At 39.3% G+C, this 16,248-nt stretch carries 21 protein-coding genes; 7 read left to right on the top strand and 14 right to left on the bottom strand.

The window, feature by feature from the left end; translation table 11 throughout:
- The first annotated feature begins 30 nt into the window (after nucleotides 1-30).
- Nucleotides 31-693 carry a hypothetical protein gene (locus B7E04_RS03535; RefSeq protein WP_080777397.1) on the top strand — a complete coding sequence of 221 codons (663 nt, stop codon included), beginning with the start codon at nucleotides 31-33 and terminating at the stop codon, nucleotides 691-693.
- Nucleotides 662-1,195 carry a GNAT family N-acetyltransferase gene (locus B7E04_RS03540; protein ID WP_080777398.1) on the top strand — a complete coding sequence of 178 codons (534 nt, stop codon included), beginning with the start codon at nucleotides 662-664 and terminating at the stop codon, nucleotides 1,193-1,195. Before B7E04_RS03535 ends, B7E04_RS03540 begins: the two co-directional genes overlap by 32 nt.
- Nucleotides 1,196-1,232: 37 nt before the next feature.
- Here B7E04_RS03540 and bcp read toward each other — a convergent pair whose 3' ends face one another.
- Nucleotides 1,233-1,682, bottom strand: a complete 450-nt coding sequence (bcp, locus tag B7E04_RS03545; protein ID WP_080777399.1) for a thioredoxin-dependent thiol peroxidase — start codon at nucleotides 1,680-1,682, stop codon at nucleotides 1,233-1,235.
- Between the two features lie 33 nt (nucleotides 1,683-1,715).
- Between bcp and B7E04_RS03550 the strand changes: the two genes are divergently transcribed.
- Nucleotides 1,716-2,336 carry an endonuclease III domain-containing protein gene (locus B7E04_RS03550; protein ID WP_080777400.1) on the top strand — a complete coding sequence of 207 codons (621 nt, stop codon included), beginning with the start codon at nucleotides 1,716-1,718 and terminating at the stop codon, nucleotides 2,334-2,336.
- An 89-nt stretch (nucleotides 2,337-2,425) separates the two neighbouring features.
- On the opposite strand, the gene B7E04_RS03555 is transcribed toward B7E04_RS03550, so the two are convergent.
- From B7E04_RS03555 to B7E04_RS03565, 3 genes are all read right to left on the bottom strand, one after another.
- On the bottom strand, nucleotides 2,426-2,872 hold the full coding sequence (locus B7E04_RS03555; protein ID WP_185117063.1) for a DinB family protein: 447 nt from the start codon (nucleotides 2,870-2,872) through the stop codon (nucleotides 2,426-2,428).
- Nucleotides 2,873-2,875: 3 nt separating this feature from the next.
- Complete coding sequence (locus tag B7E04_RS03560; RefSeq protein WP_139785329.1) at nucleotides 2,876-3,439, bottom strand: hypothetical protein; 564 nt, start codon at nucleotides 3,437-3,439, stop codon at nucleotides 2,876-2,878.
- Between the two features lie 99 nt (nucleotides 3,440-3,538).
- Nucleotides 3,539-5,335 carry a DUF885 domain-containing protein gene (locus tag B7E04_RS03565; protein ID WP_080777402.1) on the bottom strand — a complete coding sequence of 599 codons (1,797 nt, stop codon included), beginning with the start codon at nucleotides 5,333-5,335 and terminating at the stop codon, nucleotides 3,539-3,541.
- 166 nt (nucleotides 5,336-5,501) lie between these two features.
- On the opposite strand from B7E04_RS03565, the gene B7E04_RS03570 reads away from it, so the two are divergent.
- The 4 genes from B7E04_RS03570 (at nucleotide 5,502) to B7E04_RS03585 (ending at nucleotide 8,226) form a co-directional block, all read left to right on the top strand.
- Entirely contained in the window at nucleotides 5,502-5,963 is a 462-nt protein-coding gene (locus tag B7E04_RS03570) for a hypothetical protein (protein ID WP_080777403.1), read from the top strand.
- 169 nt (nucleotides 5,964-6,132) lie between these two features.
- Nucleotides 6,133-6,837: a MotA/TolQ/ExbB proton channel family protein gene (locus B7E04_RS03575; protein WP_080777404.1), complete on the top strand. Its 705-nt coding sequence runs from the start codon at nucleotides 6,133-6,135 to the stop codon at nucleotides 6,835-6,837.
- A gap of 67 nt (nucleotides 6,838-6,904) precedes the next feature.
- Complete coding sequence (locus B7E04_RS03580; protein WP_080777405.1) at nucleotides 6,905-7,303, top strand: ExbD/TolR family protein; 399 nt, start codon at nucleotides 6,905-6,907, stop codon at nucleotides 7,301-7,303.
- Nucleotides 7,304-7,338: 35 nt separating this feature from the next.
- A complete protein-coding gene (locus B7E04_RS03585; protein ID WP_080777953.1) occupies nucleotides 7,339-8,226 on the top strand; it encodes a ferric siderophore ABC transporter substrate-binding protein in 888 nt (295 codons plus the stop codon).
- A gap of 15 nt (nucleotides 8,227-8,241) precedes the next feature.
- Here the strand turns inward: B7E04_RS03585 and B7E04_RS03590 are convergent, their stop codons facing one another.
- The 10 genes from B7E04_RS03590 to B7E04_RS03635 all read right to left on the bottom strand — a co-directional run bounded on the left by B7E04_RS03590 (nucleotide 8,242) and on the right by B7E04_RS03635 (nucleotide 16,229).
- Nucleotides 8,242-8,634, bottom strand: coding sequence for a hypothetical protein (locus B7E04_RS03590; protein ID WP_080777406.1), 393 nt, complete (start codon nucleotides 8,632-8,634; stop codon nucleotides 8,242-8,244).
- A 52-nt stretch (nucleotides 8,635-8,686) separates the two neighbouring features.
- Nucleotides 8,687-9,052, bottom strand: coding sequence for a four helix bundle protein (locus B7E04_RS03595; RefSeq protein ID WP_080777954.1), 366 nt, complete (start codon nucleotides 9,050-9,052; stop codon nucleotides 8,687-8,689).
- Nucleotides 9,053-9,116: 64 nt separating this feature from the next.
- Complete coding sequence (locus B7E04_RS03600) at nucleotides 9,117-10,520, bottom strand: nucleoside recognition domain-containing protein (protein ID WP_080777407.1); 1,404 nt, start codon at nucleotides 10,518-10,520, stop codon at nucleotides 9,117-9,119.
- Between the two features lie 195 nt (nucleotides 10,521-10,715).
- A complete protein-coding gene (locus B7E04_RS03605; RefSeq protein WP_080777408.1) occupies nucleotides 10,716-11,225 on the bottom strand; it encodes a DUF6973 domain-containing protein in 510 nt (169 codons plus the stop codon).
- 55 nt (nucleotides 11,226-11,280) lie between these two features.
- The gene (gene accD / locus B7E04_RS03610) at nucleotides 11,281-12,135 is read right to left on the bottom strand and encodes an acetyl-CoA carboxylase, carboxyltransferase subunit beta (RefSeq protein WP_062651758.1); all 855 of its coding nucleotides are present in this window, start codon (nucleotides 12,133-12,135) and stop codon (nucleotides 11,281-11,283) included.
- 89 nt (nucleotides 12,136-12,224) lie between these two features.
- Nucleotides 12,225-13,295 (bottom strand): class II fructose-bisphosphate aldolase, encoded by a 1,071-nt coding sequence (gene fbaA / locus B7E04_RS03615; RefSeq protein WP_062651756.1) that lies wholly within the window; start codon nucleotides 13,293-13,295, stop codon nucleotides 12,225-12,227.
- A 71-nt stretch (nucleotides 13,296-13,366) separates the two neighbouring features.
- Nucleotides 13,367-14,233: an NAD kinase gene (locus B7E04_RS03620; protein ID WP_062651754.1), complete on the bottom strand. Its 867-nt coding sequence runs from the start codon at nucleotides 14,231-14,233 to the stop codon at nucleotides 13,367-13,369.
- A 1-nt stretch (nucleotide 14,234) separates the two neighbouring features.
- On the bottom strand, nucleotides 14,235-14,885 hold the full coding sequence (locus B7E04_RS03625) for a CBS domain-containing protein (protein ID WP_080777409.1): 651 nt from the start codon (nucleotides 14,883-14,885) through the stop codon (nucleotides 14,235-14,237).
- Between the two features lie 187 nt (nucleotides 14,886-15,072).
- A complete protein-coding gene (locus B7E04_RS03630; protein ID WP_080777410.1) occupies nucleotides 15,073-15,603 on the bottom strand; it encodes an RNA methyltransferase in 531 nt (176 codons plus the stop codon).
- A 5-nt stretch (nucleotides 15,604-15,608) separates the two neighbouring features.
- A complete protein-coding gene (locus B7E04_RS03635; RefSeq protein WP_080777955.1) occupies nucleotides 15,609-16,229 on the bottom strand; it encodes a toxin-antitoxin system YwqK family antitoxin in 621 nt (206 codons plus the stop codon).
- Between the last annotated feature and the right edge of the window lie 19 nt (nucleotides 16,230-16,248).

Below are 16,248 nucleotides of genomic sequence, written 5' to 3' on the forward strand. Positions count from 1 at the left end.
ATAGTGCTATATTTCTGCTGATTTTGAATTATGATGAACACTGTGACACGATCAATAGCTTTTATATTCCTTATTTTAGGAGTTTTAGGATATTCCCAGAAAAAGAAAAACTTTTCCGGTATTCCCAATATTTTACAGCAGATCATTCCCAATGACCGGGTAGATTCCTGGGTGCTCGTCCATAACAGCTACGGGAAAAACCAGGAGGTTAAAATATCGGGAGGAAAAACAGATTATACCCCGCAGTTTTCCGGATTTGATCTGTTTCCGGAAGAAGACAGCTTTTATTACATAGCCTACGCAGCAGGGGGGAAAGTAAATTATATCACAGACCTTGAAGGGCTGAGAAAATTCGTTGGAAAAATTGATAATGCAGAAGAAGCGGCCATTATCCTGACTGCTGACGGATATATGGTAGACAGTGAATTTAAAGATATTGCAGGCAACTATTATGAAGATGCCACCCATTATTATCTTGATCTTGGAAAGGTTACTTCAAAGGAATGTCCTTATCAGAAAACCCATTATACTCTAACGGTAAATAAAGCTTCCGGTGCTGTTTCCAATGCAAAGGAAAACGGAACCTACATTGAGCTGTACAATAAAAAATGCCCAAATAATCCAAGGCTTTTAAAAATTCAGAAAAAAGAAGAACCCAAAGATGAGCCTAAAAAACCAGCCAAACGAAAATAGCGTTTACGAAACGGAAAGACTGATCCTCCGGCCGATGTCTGTAGAGGACAGAGACTTTATTTTTGAGCTTTACAACAGACCCAGCTTTATCAGGTACATCGGGGACCGTAATCTTAAAACGGTGGCTGATGCTGAGAACTATATCAGAAACAGATTTATGCCACAGTTTGAAAAACTGGGTTTTGGAAATTATCTGATGGTTACCAAGGATAAAGGTGAAAAAATAGGCGGGGTAGGAATCTTCGAAAGGGAAGGGCTGGATGTGGTAGATATAGGGTTTTCCCTGCTGGAAGAGTTTGAAGGCAAAGGATATGCCTATGAGGCCGCTCAAAAGGTGAAATCGATCGGAATGGATGACTTCGGTTTGAAAAAAATCTCTGCCATCACTTCAAAAGATAATTTTTCTTCCCAGAAACTGATTCAGAAATTAGGACTTGAATTCAAGAATTACGTTAGACTTTCGGGTGATGATGAAGAATTGATGTACTTTGAAACAAAATAGGCAAATAAGCAAATTCGCCTATTTGCCTTTTCGCTTTTTAGCCTTCTAATATCTGTTCCGCCGCCGTTTTAGACGTCACTTTTTCAATGACTCTTGTGCAGATTCCTTTTTCATCAAAAATAAAGGAGGTTCTTACGATTCCCATATAGGTTTTCCCGAATGTTTTCTTTTCCTGCCATACTCCGAACTGATCAATGATATGGTGGTTTTCATCGGCAATAAGATCATAGGGAAATGCAAACTTGCTGTGAAAGTTTTTCTGCTTTTTTACCGTATCCCCGCTTACGCCCAGCAGCTGAAACCCCTCTTTTTTAAGCTTTGAATAATTATCACTCAGATTACACGCTTCCACAGTACATGTAGGAGTATTGGCCTGAGGGTAAAAGAATACCACTAATTTCTTACCGGCGAGTTTTGATGAGGTTATCGTTTTTCCGTCCTGATTTATTCCTTCAAATTCCGGTAATTTATCTCCAACTTTCAGCATAATGATTTAATTTTGTTCAAATTTAATGGTTACATGACAAAAAAGCAAAGAGCGGAGCTTGTTCAGAGAGAATTGGAGAAATTATATCCTGCAACACCTATTCCGTTAGATCACACGGATCCTTATACCCTGATGGTGGCTGTAGCCCTTTCTGCACAGACGACGGATAAAAAAGTGAACCAGGTGACACCTGATCTTTTTGCCGTGGCAGGAACGCCGCAAAGAATGGCCAAGCTGGAGGAATATCAGATCAAGGAACTCATTAAAGAGATCGGGCTTTCGAATACCAAAGCTAAAAACCTGAAAAGAATGGCTGAGCTTTTACTGGAAAGACATGACGGAATTGTTCCTCAAACCTATGAAGAGCTGGAAGCACTCCCTGGTGTGGGTCATAAAACCGCTTCCGTAGTGATGAGCCAGGGCTTCGGATTTCCTGCTTTTCCGGTGGATACACACATTCACAGGCTGATGACCCAATGGAAGCTCACTTCCGGAAAAAACGTGGTAGAAACGGAAAAAGATGCCAAAAATCTTTGGAAAGAAGAAGTCTGGAATAAACTTCATCTCCAGATCATTTACTATGGCAGAGAGTATTCTCCTGCAAGAGGAAAGGGAGAGAAGGATTTCATCACGAAAATGCTGTTTGAAAAATAAATGATATTCCTGATGCACAAATCTGTCCCTTCATAAAGGAGGATTTGTACATAGAAATAGGGGGAAATAAAAAAACGATTAATCAGGAATCAGGAATCCAGTAACCTTCTGTGGTAGTTAATCTGGCCCAGATGATAATCCAGATGGGCAACCAGGTGAATCAGAAAATAGTCTGTGGTCATCTTAGCTTCAAAAACAACAAGCGGGTATTCTTTTTTCAGATCGTCTTCCGATAGCTGGCTTAATACCGTATCAATCATAACGATGGTGGATTCTATTTTTTCAATAAGTTCGGCTCTGGGAACGTCTTTTAGTGAAAACTCAAGGTCACGGTGCCTCACATAACCGGTATTTCCGAGCTGTGCTCCTATGAAATGGTTGAGGTTTCCCACCAGGTGAAGACAAAGATTTCCTGCAGAATTGGCGATATTTTTATCAGTTTTCCAGAGATTTTCCTCGTTCTGGTAGGCTTCTATCTCTTTTTTTAATGTATTTAAATCCCTGCTGTAGAGAGATTTCAGGCTTTCTGTGATCATTTTTTACTGTATTATAGTTTTGAAGTATCCACTGAACTGTTTTTCAACCAAGCTGTCTATTTTACATCTGTAATTGATGAAACCGTAGATACTGTCTTTTTTATTATAACTGTTGCTGTTAAGAATCAGTTTTTGAGCAATGAGTTCGGCTTTAATAAATTTTACTTCATTTTTCATTGTTTTTGGGCTGATATTATTGACTTTGAAATGATGATCAAATATCTGAATTTGAACGCCGTTTCCAAAATAACCATTGTAATTGTTGATCCATAATTCCAGGGTATCTCCTTTATAAAAGGCTTTAGCTTTATAATCATCGAAACGTATTATTCTTTTTGTTCGATCGAAAAAAATGGCATTTTGTATAATATGTGCTGTTCTTGTCTGACTTTCCAGTTTTTCGCTGTTGAATAATTTCAGTTCGGGATAATCTGATAAAATTTTTATTGTTTCGCTTTTAGAAATATTTTTATCAACAGTTATTGTGCCCAGATCAATCGTATTTTGGCGATCAGATTTACAACCAATCATGGATAGTATAAGCAAAAAGATAAATGTTTTCTTCATTGATAAAGACAGATTAAATCTTTACAAGATCACCCAAAAATAAATAAAAAAGATGGAATAAATTACTTATCCCATCCTTGATATTTTATTTGCATTGTTCTATTTCTGCTTTTTAGCCCAAAGCTCCATCTTTCTGTTCAGCACATCAAGCGGAAGACATCCCTGGCTTAAAATTTCATCGTGAAAGTTGGCCAGATTGAACTTGTTTCCAAGTTGCTTCTGATATTGGTCTCGCAGCTCACGGATTCTTAAAGATCCTATTTTGTAGCCCAAAGCCTGTCCCGGCATCGCCATATACCGTTCTACTTCAGCTGTAGCACTCGCTTCATCGTAGGAAATATTGCTTAAAAAGTATTTGATGGCTTCTTCTCTGGTCATGGTTCCGGTATGAATTCCGGTGTCTACCACCAGTCTTACCGCTCTCAGCATCTGATCACTCAGGTAGCCCATTTTCTGATATGGGTCTGTATACAAACCAAATTCAGGGCCTAAAGTTTCACAATAATGTGCCCAGCCTTCGCCATAGGCTCCAAACCAGCCAAATCTCATGAATTTAGGAAGCTTGGTATTCTCCTGCTGCAGAGAAACCTGGTAATGGTGCCCCGGGATCGCTTCATGAAGGAAAAGAGATTCCATTCCCGAAGTTACATTGAACTGGGCAGGATCTGGCAGCGGCATATAGAATATTCCCGGTCTTTTACCATCCGGAGTTCCCTGGGTATATTCCGCACTGGCACTTGCTTCCCTGAATTTTTCAGTTTGTCTGATCTCAAACTTGGTTTTAGGCGTTACGCTGAACATTGTTTTAAGTTTCGGGGTGATCTTGGCTAAAATCCCGTTGAATCCATTCAGGACCTCTTTGGAAGTCTTGTAAGGCATGGCTTTAGGATCTGTTTTTACGTAATTAATAAACTCTTCCAAAGTTCCTGAAAAGCCTAATTGTTGTTTTACTTTTTCCATTTCCGCACGAAGCATAGCCACCTGCTGTTGCCCGATTTTATTGATCTCTTCAGGTGTTTTCTTAGTGGTAGTCCAGCTTTTCGCGTAATATCTGTAAATTTCGTTTCCGTTCGGAAGACTGTTGTAGCCGTCCGTATCTCTGGCTTTCGGAAGGTATTCTTTCTCTAAAAAGGCTCCCATTTTAGTATAGGCGGGAATGATCTTCTTGGTAATGGCTTCTGCATAAAGTGCTGAAAATTTGTCTTTCTGGGCTTGCGTAAAATCCTTAGGGAATTTTTTTACGGGACCATAGAAAATATTTTTGTCCAGATCCGGGGTTGTGATCTCTTCAGCTTTCATCTGAGGAATCATCTTGACCACCAGTTTTTTAGGAAGAACGATTTTATTATTGATCCCTTCGCGGAAATTATCTGCAGCAGCATTCATCCATTCAGGGAATTTCTCCATTCTTTTCAGCCAGTCGCTGTAATCTTTTTCTGTTTTAAAAGGCTGGCTCCCTTCTCCGCTTCCATACAGTGGGAAATTCAGAGGAAGGCCTCCAAACTGGGTAAAAGGGATGTATTCAGGGTGGTAGGCATACGCCTCGATTTTATCTTTTAAAGTATAATCCAGGACATCAAAAACCACTTTGTCCTCATCAGAAAGACCTTTGTAATCAACGCTTTCCAGCTGTTTCTGTACAGAATTGTAAAAAGCAATCTCTCCGGAAATAAAATCCTTGTCGATATTGATAGGAAGCTGGTCATTATATCTTGTATCTCCCTGAGAAGTAGCCTCTAAAGGGTACAATTTAAGATACTGCTCATAATAGTTGGCTGCAATGGAATCCAGATTGCTGGGGGTCACCTTCGTGAGCGGAGAATCGGATTTTTTGCAGGATGCCAGGCCTACAGCCAGTCCTACGGCTAGAATACCTTTTGTTACAATGTTTTTCATTTCAGAATCTTTATACAGCAAAAGTAAGTATTATTGCAGATACGGAATAGTCAATCATAATGATTTAAAAAAATAATTTTGAAAATATTTTCAACTTTGAATCAATTTTTTATCTTTGTCTAAAACGTTTAACAATCATATTATTACAGCTCTTTTTTAAGAAATAATGAAAGGGATTTTAAAAATTTACCATCCGGAGGAGACCCTAAAATACAATATTAGAAACACTTATTGTAAGGCAGTCTACAGCAACCAGCAACATTTTTTAGAGGTTGAAATTATAACGGATGACAGTTTGGATCATGTAGATGATGATTCATTACAGTACAACTTTCCGCAGCTTTCGCTTGAAATCTTTGATTTTCCTATTGAATCAAAAGAAATCGAGGGAAAAGCAATCACCATTAACGATTCTGATGAGGAAACCTACACCGAAGTGGATTTATTCGATGATGAGGAAGCCTTTATTTATGATAATGAGCTTCTGTTTGAGAAAAACGAAGAAGGTGAACTTCAGGTAATCTGGAAAGGAACGATCGACGATTTCTACACAGGATCAGATACCCCGATCCCATTCCGTTTAAAATGCGAATTTAAGCAGGACGATATCAACATAGACGAAGACTAACCGTTTTCTCCATATTTTATATCAGATTTCTTTTCAAAGCTAGTTTTGGAAAGAAATTTGCTATCTCTGAACCATAACAAACTTTAAGTTGTTTTTAAGCATTTTTTAAGAGAGCAATTCATAATATTCCACTACATTTGTCGTTAAATTTTTATAAAAATTCACATTAATGCTGTTAACGGAACTTACCCAGATTTTATTTGCACAAATTACTGCTCCGGCAGTGGCAACAGACGATTTAGAATTTTCATTTTGGAAGATCATGTTCCACGGAGGAGCTTTCGCTAAAATAGTAATGTTTGTCGTTCTGGCTTTAGGTGTATTTTCATTATACCTGTTTTTTGAACGTTTTTTCTTTATTAAAAGGCTGACGTCCAAAACAGATTCCAATTTCATGGACAATATTGAAGATTTTATCAAGGAAGGCAAGATAGAATCAGCAGCAGATTACTGTAAAAGACAGAATTCCCCGGAAGGAAGAATTCTGGAGAAAGGAATTTCCAGACTGGGAAGACCGGTTTCAGATATTGTAAGTGCGATGGAATCCCAGGCTCAGGTAGAGGTTGCCAATATGGAAAAAAACCTGAACCTTCTGGCTGTAGTACCGAGTATCGCACCGATGCTGGGGCTTCTGGGAACGGTTATCGGGATGATTATTGCATTCTTCAACCTTTCTCATGCAACGGGATCTTTCTCACCAAAAACATTGTCTGAAGGTATTTATACTGCATTGGGACAGACCGCAGTAGGTTTGGCAGTGGCCATTCCTGCCAACTTTTTCTATAATATTCTTTTAACAAGAATTGACAGATTTGTTCTCAAAGCACAGAATATGTCAGGAGAGTTTTTAGATCTAATCAACAAACCTTTATAAATCTTTCTTATGAAATTGCTTATAGTCGAGCGATTCCATCTGACCATTAAAAAAGAAAAGTAAACAGATGAAAATTCAGAGAAGAAATAAAGCGAATCCCGAATTCAGTTTAGCTGCGATGACAGACGTTATCCTGCTGATGCTGATATTCTTTATGATTACTTCATCAGCCGCCAATCAGAGTGCCATTGATGTGAAGTTACCTAAAGCAGGAGCGGTTGAAGATAATATTCCTAATCCTCTGACGGTAAGCATTAAACCGGACGGGACCTATTTTGTAGATGATAATCCTGTGACAAAGGATCAGCTGGAATCCGTAATTGTCAGTAAATTAACAGGCCAGACGAATAAATCCTTTACCATTCGTGCAGATGAAAATACCATGCATAAAGACGTGGTCTTTGTCATGGAGATTGCTGAAAAAAATAAATTTAATATTGCGATTGCAACCGTTAAAGATAAATAATGTCTCCGGGCCATCCGGAGAGAATCATTTCTAAGATGAGAAGTTACAGTGTAAACAAAAGCGAGCAAAACAAAGACAGGGTAAAAAGTGCAGTACTTTCTATCCTGATCTGGTCTGGAATTTTGCTTTTTGTTTTTCTTTATAAACTAAAACCGGAACTGGATAAACAGCCTGATGAAGTGGTGACAACCATGCTTGTGAATTTCGGGGACAACAGAAATGGAAATGGGATTGAAGAACCGGCAGATCAGCCGGGAAGCCTTGCTGCTGCCACTGAAGAAGTAACTCCCGAACCTGCCGAAACACCCGTACCGGAAACCAAAACGGTCATAAAACCTGAGCCGGCACCGGAACCCAAGAAAACGGAAGTGAAAGAAAAGGTGCTCACAGGGAACAATTCCAAAACCAGTGTTGCGAAGAAAGAGGAATCAAAAAAGAATACTAATAAAACAGCTACAAGTACAAGCGCCTCAAAAAGTACTAAAAAATCCGGCGCCACTACCTCGAATTCAAAAACAGGAAACGGGGACGGAAAAGGAAATGCAGCCATCGGAAACCTGATCAGAGGAAGAGGGACAAAAGCCGGAAGCCAGGGAACAGGTACCGGAATAGGAAACGCTGGAGATCCTTTAGGCGGAGACGGAAACGGCGACAGTAAAGTAGGAATAGACCGTAAACTGACCGGCTATATCCCCGGAACCATGGGTAGAGGAGGATCACAGCCTTCTCACAACTGTACAGCCGGAGGATCCATTACGATTGCGTACACAGTAGACAAAGCGGGTAATGTAGTTTCTGCCAGAAGAACAGGAGGGACTTCAGATCCTTGTGTAGCTTCTACATCGGTAGCCTGGGTCAAAAAATATGTGAAAGCTGAAAAAGCTAACACATCCTCTACCGGAACGTATAAAATCACCTTCTAAAAATACAAAAGCACTTTATTCAAGTGCTTTTTTTATTTCGTTAATTCTGTTGATCACCGGAAGGGCAAAAATTCCGCTGGTCTGAAGATACAGTTCATAGAAAGTCTTTGCTTTATCAAGGAAGTCATTATTCTGGTCCTGCTTACCGGTAAAGTAGAAAAGGTTGCCAAGCATTTCATAATAATCTTTGTGGTCTCTTTCCTGCCTTTCATTAACGATGGCAATAATTTCTTCTTTCGTTTTGGAAGATATTTCCGTGAAATTCATCTTAAAAATATCCCTCATTAAAGTATCGAAGTCCAGTTCTTTCTGCATCATGCTTTCCTCAGGCTTGTCTAAAATCAGTTTTTCCAGTGCCTGGGTTAGCTGGCGTATCAATCTTAGGGTGAATTCTTTATCTGTGATCATAATTGCTTTAATTTTGTTGCTGGATGCTGGTTTTTAGTTATTTCGTATTATTTTATGTTCGCCAGCTTAGTTGGACATATTTTATAAAGTTATTAATTTTTCCTCCTAATAGTTGGTATTGGGCTACTTTATCACTTAAGTCTACACTTACATCGGGGTATAGTCTTATTATTTTTGATAAATGGCTTACCGTTTCATCACAACTTGTCTGCGAATAAATGAGAAATCTTATAAAATCTCCTTTATAGTTTTTTCTTCCATAACCTTCTGCTATATTGGTAACAACAGAATCTGCAGACCTTCTCAACTGGCTTCCAGGCTCATATAATTCATATCTGGGTAGCTTTAGTAAAAGCCCATGCGTCTCAATAAAAAGTTCAAATGCAATATTATAAATGTCAAGTTTTTGGTAGCTCATCAATTGTTGTTTTAATAAATGCCGCGGGAAACTAAAAAACCAGTAACCAGCAACCGCCAATAAATTACGCAAAAAACAAATAAGCCAACCCAATAGCCGTAATAACACCCACCAGATCCGCCAGAAGCATGGCAATTACCGTATATCTCGTATTCTTCACGGCTACGGCCCCAAAATACACAGCAATCACGTAAAACGTCGTATCTGAGCTTCCCTGAAGAACTGCAGCCAGTTTACCCTGGAAACTATCCGCTCCGAATGTGCTCATCGTATCCACCATCATTCCTCTTGCTCCTGATCCGGAAAGAGGTTTGATCAGTGCCGTAGGAAGTCCGTCTACAAATCTTGGGTCAAATCCAGCCGTATTGGCAACCCATTTCATACCGTCAATAATTACGTCAAAAACTCCTGAAGTTCTTAAAAGCGAAATAGCGATCAGCATTCCAACCAGATAAGGAATGATTTTCACGCAGGTTGTGAATCCTTCTTTAGCTCCATCAATAAAGGCATCAAAAACATTGATCTTTTTATACACTGCCCCCAGTACAATGGCGAGGAAGATAAAGAGGATCAGTCCGTTACTTAAAACTTTACTGAAAGTATCCAGTTCATCCTTGCTTAATTGAACCAGATAAAGAACGAGAAGTGCAATAACGGCAGAAATTCCTCCCACATAAGCAATAACAATAGGTTTTAATAAATTTATTTTCTGATACAGAGAAACAATAATCATCGCCGCCATTGTGGCTGCGAATGTAGCAATCATACACGGAAGAAAAATATCTGTAGGTGTTTTTGATCCCATAGAAGCCCTGATCGCAATAATGGAAACAGGAATAAGCGTCATTCCTCCGGCATGCAGACACAGAAACATGATCTGCGAATTGCTGGCTGTATCTTTATTGGGATTTAAAGTCTGTAAGCTTTCCATGGCTTTTAAACCGAACGGAGTGGCAGCATTGTCCAGCCCCAGAAGATTTGCACTGAAGTTCATCAGCATATGTCCGAATGCGGGATGGTTTTTCGGAATATCAGGAAATAATTTCGAGAAAAAAGGCTGGATAAAACGGCTTAACAGATTAATTCCGCCTGCCTTTTCAGCAATACTCATAAATCCCATGAACAAAGTCATGATCCCGATTAAACCGATGCAGATTTTTACCGCAGTTTCGGAAGTTCCGATGACCCCGTCTGCTTCCTGAACCCTGTAGACTTTTACATCCTGTTTTAAAGAATCGGTTTTATAATGAATCCTGCTGTCGGGAAAATCATTTTTTTTCATCAGGCTGTCCCTGATAATCGGGGTGAGGGTATTCATCGGCTGTGATGCGATCTGAACCGTATCACCACCTTTTCCCACCACCATATCATTGAAAATGGTTTTGTAGTGGCCTGATGAAATGTATTTTATACTGGCAATGGTAATGGCAATGATGATAAAAGCCGACCAAATTCTGCTGAGGACCATTCGATTAAATTAAAATTTGAGAAAAGATAATAAATTTAATGTAAAACCTGAAAAACTTTATGGTGGAACCTTTATTTTTTATCCGTATTGAAAGCGCTTCAACTCCGCTCAGCGTGACAAGGTCCATTATTCCACACCTAAAAAACAGTTAGTATTTGTAATGTCATGCTGAGTGAAGCCGAAACATACTTAATTTTATTCATCCAGGTAGACGAGGTGCCCTTCAAAATCATCATCCAGGCTTTTTAAAATCTTCGCATCATCCATCTTCTTAGCCAGGCTGTCTATAAAAAATCCCTTCTCAAAAAACTGGCGGTGGATTCCCGGCAGTAGTTCCATGAAATAATCCATCCCGATTTTGTTGTTGTGAAGATCCATTTTAGTTTCCAGAGGCTGATTCGGAAACAATTCTTCATGCATATCTGTGATTCTTTTGCAGAAATCCAGTGCTTTTTTGGGTGAAGACACCTTGCAGCAATACATCATGATAAAGCAGCACCACAAAGCATGTCTGAAAGCATTCCCGACCCCGTTATTAGATGCTGTTTCCGGGAACTTTTTCTGCGCGATGGCAAAGGCCTGTACCGTTGCATGAAAGCTTAATAAGGCAAAAAGAGGATGGGGAAGAAGGAGCGATAAAAGACGGGTAATCTTTTTAAAGCTCATACTCCGGATGGTATTAAAAAATATCTTGAAAGTCCTCATCAATAAAAAATCTCTCCCTAATTAGAGAGAGACTGTATAGTATTTGTTACAAGCCCTATGCTTTTACAGCCAATAAATTAACTGTTTTAGCGACTGTATCTTTAATTTCAGTTCTTTTTACAATAAAATCCACGAATCCTTTTTCCTGTAAGAATTCAGAAGTCTGGAAACCTTCCGGAAGATCTCTTCCGATAGTCTCACGGATTACCCTTGGACCTGCAAATCCGATTAATGCTCCCGGCTCAGCCATGATAATGTCCGCAGTCATCGCGAAAGAAGCCGTGATTCCTCCAAAAGTAGGATCACACAGATAAGCAATGTATAAAAGCCCCGCTTCCGAAAGCTGGGCCAGTTTAGCCTGTACTTTGGCAAGCTGCATCAGTGAATACGTAGCTTCCTGCATTCTCGCTCCACCGGACTGGCAGATGATCATGTACGGAAGTTTATTGGCAATACAGTAATCTACTGCTCTTCTGATCTTTTCACCCATTACGGAACCTAATGAGCCTCCGATAAAGGCAAAATCCATACAGGAAACCACCATTTCAGTTCCTTTTACAGTTCCTACTGCGTTTCTGATAGAATCGGTAAGTTTTGTTTTGGCTTTTACTTCTTTTAAACGGTCTTTGTATGCCTTTGTATCCTTGAAGTTTAAGATATCAATACTTTCAACATTGGCATCCAGCTCTGTGAACTTTCCTTCGTCAAAAAGGATCTCAAAAAATTCTGCACTTCCTATTCTTACGTGAAATCCGTCTTCAGGAGAAACGTAGTTGTTTCTTCTGAGCTCATCATGCTCCACAACTTTTCCTGATGGAGTCTGATGCCAAAGACCTTTGGGAACATCCTTTTTTTCATCAGTAGAGGTGGTAATGTTTTTTGCTTTTCTTTTAAACCAGTCGAATGCCATTTTGCTTGTATTAATGTATAAATGTAAATTGTATTAATGTAAACCATATCCTCATGAATACTTTTTACATTAATACAATGCTACAGTTTTTATTTTAAAGTATTTACGTTATTTAAATCCTCAAACGCCTGAACCAGTCTTGTAGAGAAAGTTTCCTCACCTTTTCTTACCCAAACTCTTGGATCGTAGAATTTCTTGTTAGGCTTTTCTTCTCCTTCAGGGTTTCCGATCTGGGCTCTTAAATAATCAATATTGTTAACCATATAATCTCTAACCCCTTCTGTGTAAGCGAACTGAAGGTCAGTATCAATATTCATTTTAATTACTCCATAGTCAATGGCTTCTCTGATCTCTTCTAAAGTAGATCCTGAACCACCATGGAATACAAAGTTCACCGGCTTGTCTGCTGTTCCGAATTTCTCCTGAACGAATTTCTGAGAGTTGTCAAGGATTTTCGGGGTAAGAACCACGTTTCCTGGCTTGTAAACTCCGTGTACGTTACCGAATGCAGCTGCAATAGTAAAGTTTTCAGAAATAGCCTTTAGCTTTTCATACGTATACGCTACGTCTTCAGGCTGTGTATATAATTTTGAGTTGTCAACGTCTGAGTTGTCTACTCCGTCTTCTTCACCACCTGTTACTCCGATTTCCACTTCAAGTGTCATTTTAAGCTTAGCCATTCTTTCGAAGTACTGAGCAGAGATTTCGATGTTTTCTTCCAAAGGCTCCTCAGAAAGGTCAAGCATATGAGAAGAGTAAAGGGATTTTCCGGTTTGTCTGAAGAATTCTTCATTAGCATCCATCAAACCGTCAATCCAGGGCAATAATTTCTTAGCGCAGTGGTCTGTATGTAAAATTACAGTGGCTCCGTAAGCTTCAGCAAGCGTGTGAATGTGCTTTGCTCCGGCGATAGCTCCTAAAATAGCAGCTTTCTGTCCGTCATTGCTCAATCCTTTTCCGGCATTGTAAGCCGCTCCACCGTTTGAAAACTGGATAATTACAGGAGAGTTGAGTTTCGCTGCCGTTTCCATGACAGCATTTACATTGCTTGAACCAATTACGTTTACTGCAGGAAGTGCAAATTTGTTTTCTTTAGCATACTGAAAAATATCAGTAACTAGCTGACCTGTGGCAACTCCTGCCGGAAAAATTCTGCTCATGTTTTACTTTTTATTTTAAATTATTAGGCGTTTTTAAAATTCCTGTAAAGGTAATCATTTTTGAGGAATTCCTAATTTCTTTTGTCCTTACCCCAAAGCAGCTTCTGACGGATCGTTTCGTAGAAACTTAAATGGTTGGGCTGCACCAGGAGGATCTGAAAATCGGCCTTTTTGATGATAATTTCTTTGTCGGTTTCAATATGCACCAGCCTTGAGTCCAGCGAAAGGGAGTATTGAGGGACTCTGCTTTCCACTCTGAATTTTATTTCTACCCGGTCATTAACCACTAAAGGTCTCACATTCAGGTTGTGGGGAGCAATAGGAGTAATGACGAAATTTTCGTTGTTCGGAGAAATTATGGGTCCGCCACAGCTTAAAGAATAGGCAGTAGATCCCGTGGGAGTAGAGACAATAACGCCGTCTCCCCAGAAGACATTCAGAAACTCATCGTTGATATAAGAATCTACGGTGATCATAGACGTGGTTTCTTTTCTTGAAACGGTAACATCATTCAGCGCATACGGGAAAAAATCGTCTGACCTGGGTGAAACAACTTCAATAACGGCCCGGCGGCTTGTTTTGACGTCTCCTTTTAAAATGGCATCAAGCTCTTTGAATGCTTCTTCTTTGGTAAAGCTGGCCAGGAAACCAAGTCTTCCGGTATTGACCCCAACAATTGGGATTTCAAGATCTTCAATAAAAGTCAATGAATTCACGATGGTTCCATCGCCTCCGAAAGTAAAAAACAGGTCTACTTCTTTATCCAGAAGGTCCTGCTTGCTGTTGAATGTTTCAAATATCTTTGAGAATTGAAGCGCTTCAGCCATTTCATCATACAGAACAGATTTTACGCCCCGGGTTTCAAGTTCAGAAATAAACTTGCTTAAATATAAAAAAGTATCGAGGTCTTTTTTCTGAGAGTATATGGCTGCCTTCATGTTATATTTCTATGAATTTTTGGAAAAATCCAAACCGGTCTTTAAATAGGTCTGATTTCTCATCAGAATAGTATTTCTGAACAACTCTGTAATCGTACCGGTCAAAAGTAGCGTCTATTGAGGAAAGATTTTCATTGCTGATCTTAATGGTCACCTGAATCACCTCATCAGACATTAATGTAATAAACCCGCCATAGAACTTGGAATTGTTGCTTTCCACAATATTGGCGATTTCCGTCATCGAATATTTTCTGGCCGGCGTTTCTATGGTAAGGATGGCCCCGGACTCTGAAAATAAAGGATAACGGGAAAGGTTCTGAAAGATATCCTCGCACGTAATATACCCCAGGTACTTTTCATTCTTGTTGATCACCGGGATCACGTTGGCATTGAACGTATAAAACAGACGGATACTGTCCATTATATTGTTGTCTTCCAGAATAGCAAACCGTTCGATCTGGTGTTCCAGATCCTTCAGTATTCCGTCTCCTTCATATAGGAAATCTTCTGCAAGAGCTCCGTAGAAATGATGGGATTTTTTAATGAAAATATGGGAATATCCAAAATCGTCTAATGTATCCCTCGCTGATTCTATCGAGTCAGTCAGGCTAAAACATGGAAAGTCTTTTGAGATATAATCCTTGATAAACATTGTGCTAATTTATAAAAAATTAAATGAAACTTTTTCTCAAAACATCACTTTTTTTCGTGAAAAATAAAAAAAGTGATGTTAAAATTTGTTTGTAAAGAAAAAAAAGGTACCTTTGTCGCCTTTCATTTTTACTTTTTATTAGATTTATTTCAAACTGCACTGTCTATTAAGGACATATGCAGTTTTTTTATTTTAGGGCTTTGGCAAATTCCCACATCACAATTCCGCCGCAGACACTCACATTCAGGGAGTGCTTCGTTCCGAGCTGAGGAATTTCAAGAAATGTATCAATATTCGGTAGGGCCTCGTCGCTTATCCCATCCACTTCGTTGCCCAGGATCAGGGCATATTTTTTAGTTTTTTCTATGGTGAAATCCGTGATCATTCGGCTGTCTGTGGTCTGTTCAATACCGATGATCTCGTATCCAAGGCTTTTATATTCATCAATCGCGGTGTTGATATCACTTTCATGGCTCCAGTCCACACTTTCTGTAGCCCCAAGTGCTGCCTTATGGATTTCGCGGTGAGGAGGCTGAGGAGTAATGCCGCATAAAATTATTTTTTCAATCAGAAAGGCATCTGCCGTCCTGAAAGATGCCCCTACATTATGCATGCTCCTTAGATTGTCTAAAATAATGACCAATGGAATTTTCTCAACCTTCTTAAATGTTTCTACATCTATTCTGTTAAGTTCTTCCAGTTTTAATTTTTGTACCAATTGTTTTATTTTGTTGAGATTAATTTTCCGTCTCTGTATGTTTCCGTTTTTTCAACTTTGCCGTCTTCACGGTAATGCACCCGGCTTCCGTTCCATTTGTCGTTCACAAACTCTGTTTCACGCTGTAATTTTCCGGATGGGTAATAAACCTTCCATTTTCCTGCAGCCAGCCCGTCCTGATACTGCCCGATCTGTTTTACAGACTTTCCGTCTTCATGATACAGTTTGCTTTCACCATGCAGCTTGCCCATTCTGTAATTGGAAATTTCGGTTATTTTTCCGGCAGGAGTGTAAAAAGTAGCCAGAGAACTGTCATCATAAACATTCTTCTCCCCATTTCTGAAAGTCTCTTTGGAAGTCAGAACTCCATTTCTGTCATAATAAGACCACTCTTTTGCTTTATGGCCTTTTTTATTTTCTCCTTTTGCCTGTACCTTTCCATTATCATAATAATAGATTGCTTCGCCTTCTATTTTCCCCTTTTTCCATTCCACGACCTGTTTTACCTGCCCGTTTTCGTAGAAATCCTTGCAGGATCCTTCCTGAAGTCCGTCTTTATATCCGCATGGTTTTTGTGCTATAGCCCACGATGATGCGGTAATCAATAGCAGAAAAGTGTATTTCATAGATTTTTTTGTTTCAAAT

This window comes from Chryseobacterium phocaeense, assembly GCF_900169075.1.
Taxonomy (GTDB): domain Bacteria; phylum Bacteroidota; class Bacteroidia; order Flavobacteriales; family Weeksellaceae; genus Chryseobacterium; species Chryseobacterium phocaeense.